Annotated in this window: 7 protein-coding genes and 1 pseudogene; 6 read left to right on the top strand and 2 right to left on the bottom strand. The window is 26.9% G+C overall.

The annotated features are described in order from the left end of the window. The 3 genes from ACIQ56_RS13510 to ACIQ56_RS13500 all read left to right on the top strand — a co-directional run. Positions 1–329: restriction endonuclease subunit S (locus ACIQ56_RS13510; protein ID WP_397601573.1), on the top strand; the 329-nt coding region annotated here is incomplete at its 5' end. Between the two features lie 23 nt (positions 330–352). Further along, positions 353–586: a hypothetical protein gene (locus tag ACIQ56_RS13505; protein ID WP_397601572.1), complete on the top strand. Its 234-nt coding sequence runs from the start codon at positions 353–355 to the stop codon at positions 584–586. Beyond that, positions 571–1089, top strand: coding sequence for a restriction endonuclease subunit S (locus ACIQ56_RS13500; RefSeq protein ID WP_397601574.1), 519 nt, complete (start codon positions 571–573; stop codon positions 1087–1089). Before ACIQ56_RS13505 ends, ACIQ56_RS13500 begins: the two co-directional genes overlap by 16 nt. 17 nt (positions 1090–1106) lie before the next feature. Here the strand turns inward: ACIQ56_RS13500 and ACIQ56_RS13495 are convergent, their stop codons facing one another. Continuing rightward, entirely contained in the window at positions 1107–1388 is a 282-nt protein-coding gene (locus tag ACIQ56_RS13495) for a hypothetical protein (protein ID WP_397601571.1), read from the bottom strand. Between the two features lie 123 nt (positions 1389–1511). Next, complete coding sequence (locus tag ACIQ56_RS13490; protein WP_397601570.1) at positions 1512–1934, bottom strand: hypothetical protein; 423 nt, start codon at positions 1932–1934, stop codon at positions 1512–1514. 231 nt (positions 1935–2165) lie between these two features. Between ACIQ56_RS13490 and ACIQ56_RS13485 the strand changes: the two genes are divergently transcribed. The 3 genes and pseudogenes from ACIQ56_RS13485 to ACIQ56_RS13475 all read left to right on the top strand — a co-directional run bounded on the left by ACIQ56_RS13485 (position 2166) and on the right by ACIQ56_RS13475 (position 5937). Further along, positions 2166–3770 (top strand): peptide ABC transporter substrate-binding protein, encoded by a 1605-nt coding sequence (locus ACIQ56_RS13485; RefSeq protein WP_397601569.1) that lies wholly within the window; start codon positions 2166–2168, stop codon positions 3768–3770. Positions 3771–3899: 129 nt separating this feature from the next. Further along, the gene (locus tag ACIQ56_RS13480; RefSeq protein WP_397601568.1) at positions 3900–4139 is read left to right on the top strand and encodes a hypothetical protein; all 240 of its coding nucleotides are present in this window, start codon (positions 3900–3902) and stop codon (positions 4137–4139) included. Positions 4140–4509: 370 nt separating this feature from the next. Next, positions 4510–5937, top strand: a pseudogene (locus ACIQ56_RS13475) (catalase). Positions 5938–6024 lie beyond the last annotated feature (87 nt).

Raw genomic sequence — 6024 nt, 5'->3', positions numbered from 1 at the left:
ACAAAACCCAAAAGATTGGTTGCCTTGGAATTATCTCGATACCATCAACAAAATCAAAAACCACTCTCTATAAAAAATTTACTAGCATTCATTTTGTTTGTAAAATGCACTTATTGGTAGGACACGCAACAAATCAACAGATCAATTCTATAATATGTAATGATGGATTTTCACATGAATATATTTACTATAGTATTTTAAATATTCAGAATCATTTAACAAAGATGTCTAATGTAACAACTCTTCCAATAATTAATAAGACTGATTTTGAAAATCTTAAATTAACTCTACCAAGTCTTTCCAATCAAAAAAAATCTCAAAAATCTTAAATTCTGTTGATATGATTATTGAATTGACAGAACAAAAAATAGAAAAACTTGAAATTTTAAAAAAAGGAGTCATGTTTGATCTTTTAACTAAAGGAATAGGACATACTAGATTTAAAGAGAGTTCACTCTTAAAAATACCTGAACAGTGGAAAATAAAGAGTTTAAAAGATACCTCTATTAAGATAATAGATGGTGATAGAGGGCAGCATTATCCAAATAAAAAAGAGCTTTATAAAAGAGGATTCTGCTTTTTTTAAATGCAACAAATGTTACTAAGTCTGGATTTAATTTCAAAAATGTTGAGTATATAAGTAAAATTAAAGATTCAGTTTTAAGTAAAGGGAAAATAAGACTAAAAGATATTGTAATCACAACAAGAGGCACTGTTGGTAACATAGCTTATTACTCTAATAAAATTGGCTTAAAAAATATGAGAATCAATTCTGGAATGGTAATCATAAGATCTGATGATAAAGAATTATTGAATGAATTTTTGTATCACTCTCTTCAATCATTTTATTTTGATTTTAATTATAATAAATTTGCGTCTGGTTCTGCTCAACCTCAATTACCCATTAAAGATCTTGGCAATTTTATGGTACCAATTCCTAAAATAAATGAGCAATTAAAAATTATAAAAGTAGCGAATCAAATTTCAAATAAAATTTTATTGTCAAATGTTCAACTTGAGAAATATAAAAATCTTAAAAAAGCTTTAATGCAAGATCTTTTAACTGGAAAGGTAAAATTAAAAAGATAAAAATGTATTTTTAAATTTTAATTAAAATTTGTTACTTTTTTTATTTGATGGTCTATTTTATCCATAGTCTCTTTGCCAACTATTCTTGAACACATAAGATATCTCTTTTCGTTATAATTAAGATCATCAACATCTTTTATAGTGAGCGAATTTTTGTAAATTGGAAATTCTTTAAATAAATACTCTGCTTCGTATCTTGATGTGAGCATGTAATCAGCATTTTTTTCTATAATTTCATTTAACATTTCATAATTGTCGTTTGAAGATAAAATAATTTCGTCTGGTTTCTCTGATTTCACCAAACCTGTTAAATAATTTTTTGTTTTATTTATCGTTTCTTCAATATAGTTTCCATAAGCGTAAACAATTTTTAATAATATTTTTCAATTTTTATTTTGCAAAATTTCTCTAAATGTTTTATATTATTTAAATCTATTATCATCTTTTCTTAAAAGAATAGAAGTTTTTTTATCTTTAAAATAGGGTCTTGAATAATAAACATAACTCATTCGTGATTTAATCATTAAGGCATTTGGATAACATACTTTTGTTTTATTTTTTTTCATCAATACCAGTGTTCGAACCATTGGAATATTATTAAATTCGTATTTTACATTAGCAGAATTTAGGATTTTGATTAATAAGTGATACGCAACTCCATCGGAAGGTTTTGAATCATTTTTCTTGTAAATGAAGAATGGCGTTCTTGGTTGAATATTTATGAATATAGTGTCAATTTCTTGTTTTTTTTCAATCTTATCTTTTGCGTATGTTTTGTTTTCTATATTAATTAAAAAAATAGAGATTATTAGAATATAGATTGAATTATTCATTAAATTAGACATAAAAAGCCTTCAGTGATTGTTTTAATTATAATAATGAAACAAGGTTAAAAATACAAATAATGAATGATACCTATATTTTTGACGTTATTATTAATTGATGATAAGCTCTTTGATTGACAAAGTTTTATTATTGTCAAAGGAAAAGCATTTTAATGTAAGAATTAAAATAATATACAATTATGTTATAATTTTTTATAATTAATAATTATAAGTTGGTTTAGAATGAAAAATATGTATAAGATTTTCTTTATATTATTATTTGGTTTATTAGTAGGAAATGTTTCATTTGCTCAAAAAGTTTTTCAAAGAGATGAGCTGACGCGATTTTCTGGAGGGAAACCATATACCTTTGATCCTACAAATGCGGATGATTCTCCTACTAATCTTGTTTTACAAGACTTATTTGAGGGGTTAACAAGGATAGATCAAAATGGAAAAGTTATTTTGGCTCTTGCTTCTTCTTATAAAGTTACAAATAATAAAAAATCGTATACTTTTAAAATTAGAACGGATGCAAAATGGTCTGATGGCTCAAAAGTAACAGCAGCTCATTGTGCTCTTCCTATTCAAAGAATAGTCAACCCTAAAATATTAACAACGATAGGCTTTTCTTCGTATCCTATTTTAAATAGCCAAAAAATTCTTGAAGGTAAAATGCCAATGCAAAAGTTGGGGGTTAAGATAATAAATTCGGAAACTCTTCAAATTGACTTGTCTCAACCGTTTCCTCGTTTTTTAGAACTATTAAGTGGTATAAATTATGTATGTTTAAATCCAAAAGATTTTAATTCAAAAGGTCTATTTATAAATAAAATTCCTGCTTTATCTAATTCTGCTTATAAAATAAAAGATTATCTGAAAGAAAAGTACATTCGTTTTGAAAAAAATCCTTATTATTATAATTTTAATAATGTAAAAATAAATAATGTTATTTATTATTTTACAGATGATATCCTTTCGCAAGTAAACATGTATATTACCGGACAAGCTGATATGACTTCTCCGAATATTTCGTCGAATGAAATTCCGTATTTGAATTCAAAGCTTCTTGAAAGTCAGTTAATATTAAATAGAACAGCAGACTCAATTATATTGATTTTAAATATAAGTAAAAAACCTTTTAAAGATAACATAAAGTTAAGAAAAGCAATTTCAATGATTATAAATAGAGATGATATAGCAAAAAAAATATTGTATGATTCTAAATTAATTTTATATGATATTGTTCCATATTATATTGAAGAGTACACTCCTTATATTCCAAAATGGGCTACTGTGACTTATGATGAAAGAGTTCATGAAGCAAAAAAAATTTATAAGGAGTCTGGCTATAACGAAAATAGTAAGTTAACAATAAAAATAAATTATAATTATAATCCTGATAGTTATAAAATTGTAGAATCTATATCAGAACAGCTTAAGAATCAATTAGGTATTACTGTAATTTTAAATCGACTGGAATATTATGATAATGTTACTTCTATGCGTGAAGCAAATTTTGAAATATCTTTGATTACATGGAATCCCAATTATCTAGATCCTATAGAATATTTAGGTTTATTAAAAAGCACTAAACATTATAAATTTTCATATATGAATAATCCTTTATACGACGATTTACTAGATAAGGCTACTTCTCAAATTGAAAATAAGAAAAGAAATATTTTATTTGAAAAAGCAGCAGCAATTGGGATGGAGTATTATTCTGTTATACCATTATTTGACAAATTATCACGATTTTTAGTGAATTCTGATATAGGTGGTTATAATGAAAATGATCCCTATTTAAAATTATATTCTCAGGATTTATATTTTAAAAAAATGACAATCAAATAGTATTTAGCTACTTGTTTTTTTGCAATATTTTTAAACATTTTAATTTAATTTATAATTATTGTAATTTGTAAAATAAAATAATATAACAGGTAAACTTTCATATTTTATTAAAAACAGAAAGGAGTTATAATGAATCTTGAAAATAAGGAAGATAATTCGAATTCTACAATTTTTAAAAAAGATTTAAGTGATAATAGTAAAGAAAAATCTTCTCATCCCTGTGTTATAGAAGCAAATTGGAAAGAAAAAGCTTTTAAGGTAATTTGTTCTACACCGCAGTTAATTATAATTTCATTAAGTGCTATAACTATTTTTCTTTTAAAAATATTACATACGTTTCTTCATACTATCCATCTTATAAAAAAATAATTTTTCTTTCTATTTTGCTATTATTTTTAATATAAATTAAAAGATTAATCAATAATTTAATAAAGAATAATTTATTATAAATTTCTATTTTTTGTATTAAAATATCGAAATATTAATTAAAATAAATTGTCATATCTATTATAATTTCTTGTTAATTAAATATATTGAACTTGACTTTACGTTACTCTTTTATTAGGAATTATTTGTTATTAAAATGGTCATCTATCTTCTGTGGCAAATATTATAAAGTTTTATTATTTTTGAATTAAAAAGTTGTTCTTTTAAAATAACAATGATCTTTAAAAAGCAAAAATTTTGCAGAACAATTTGTTCTTATTAAAATTCAACAATATTTTAAAAGGTGTGTTAAATGACAAAAAATAATAAATTAACAAACAATGCAGGAAATCCTGTTGTAGATAATCAAAATACAATGACAGCAGGTCGCTATGGCCCTCTCCTTTTGCAGGATATTTGGTATTTAGAAAAGTTAGCGCATTTTGATCGTGAAGTTATTCCAGAGCGTCGTATGCACGCAAAAGGTTCTGGAGCCTATGGAATATTTACAGTAACAAATGACATATCAAAATTTACAAAAGCTCATATTTTTTCTTCAATAGGAAAAAAAACAGATCTCTTTTTAAGATTTTCCACTGTGGCAGGCGAACGTGGTGCCGCCGATGCAGAACGGGATATCCGAGGCTTTGCTATGAAATTTTATACGGAAAAAGGAAATTGGGATCTGGTTGGAAATAATACACCTGTTTTCTTTTTACGGGACCCACTTAAATTTCCAGATTTAGCTCATGCAGTAAAAAGAGATCCTGTAACAAATATGCGCAGTGCTGAAAATAATTGGGATTTTTGGACTTTATCTCCTGAATCTCTGCATCAAGTAACAATTGTAATGAGTGAAAGAGGAATTCCTTTTTCATACAGACATATGCATGGCTTTGGCAGTCATACTTATAGTTTTTTTGATAAAGACAACAAGCGAAGTTGAGTTAAATTTCATTTTATTTCACAACAAGGGATAAAAAATATTTCAGATTCCGAAGCTGAAGCGATTATTGCGAAAGATCGTGAAAGCCATCAAAGAGATCTTTTTGAAAGCATTGAAAAAGGAGATTTCCCACGTTGGAAAATGTGTATTCAAATTATGTCTGAAAAAGACGTTGCAAATTGCAAATACAACCCTTTTGATCTTACAAAAGTTTGGTTGCATAAGGATTATCCCTTAATTGAAGTTGGAGTTTTAGAACTCAATCGAAATCCCGAAAATTATTTTGCAGAAGTAGAACAAGCTGCTTTTAATCCTGCAAATATCATTCCTGGGATTGGGTTTTCTCCTGATAAAATGTTGCAAGGAAGACTTTTTTCATATGGTGACACACAACGCTACCGCCTTGGAGTCAATCATCAGCTCATTCCTGTAAATGCGCCTCGCTGTCCTTATCACTCTTATCACCGTGATGGTGCAATGAGAGTTGATGGTAATAAAGGAAAAACTTTAAATTATGAGCCAAATAGCAAAGGTGAGTGGCAACAGCAAAGCAATTATGCCGAACCACATTTAGCTTTAGAAGGAACGGCAGGTCATTGGGATCATAGAGAAGACAAAGATTATTATTCTCAGCCTGGTCTTTTATTTCGCTTGATGACTGCACAACAACAACAAGTACTTTTTGAAAACATAGCTCGCGCTATGGGAAATGCTTCGAAAGAAATTAAATTAAGACATATTGAAAACTGCAAAAAAGCAGATCCTGATTATGGAGCGTGTCCTCCCAATAAGTGATTTTTACAAAGCATAAATCCAGAATTAAATCTCCTTTTGAGGAGGAGATTTAAATGGAGATGGAAAATAGACTTTTAAAATTGTCAG

It is taken from the genome of Silvanigrella sp. (assembly GCF_044369315.1).
Taxonomy (GTDB): domain Bacteria; phylum Bdellovibrionota_B; class Oligoflexia; order Silvanigrellales; family Silvanigrellaceae; genus Silvanigrella.
This window is presented reverse-complemented; position numbering and strand designations above follow the sequence as displayed.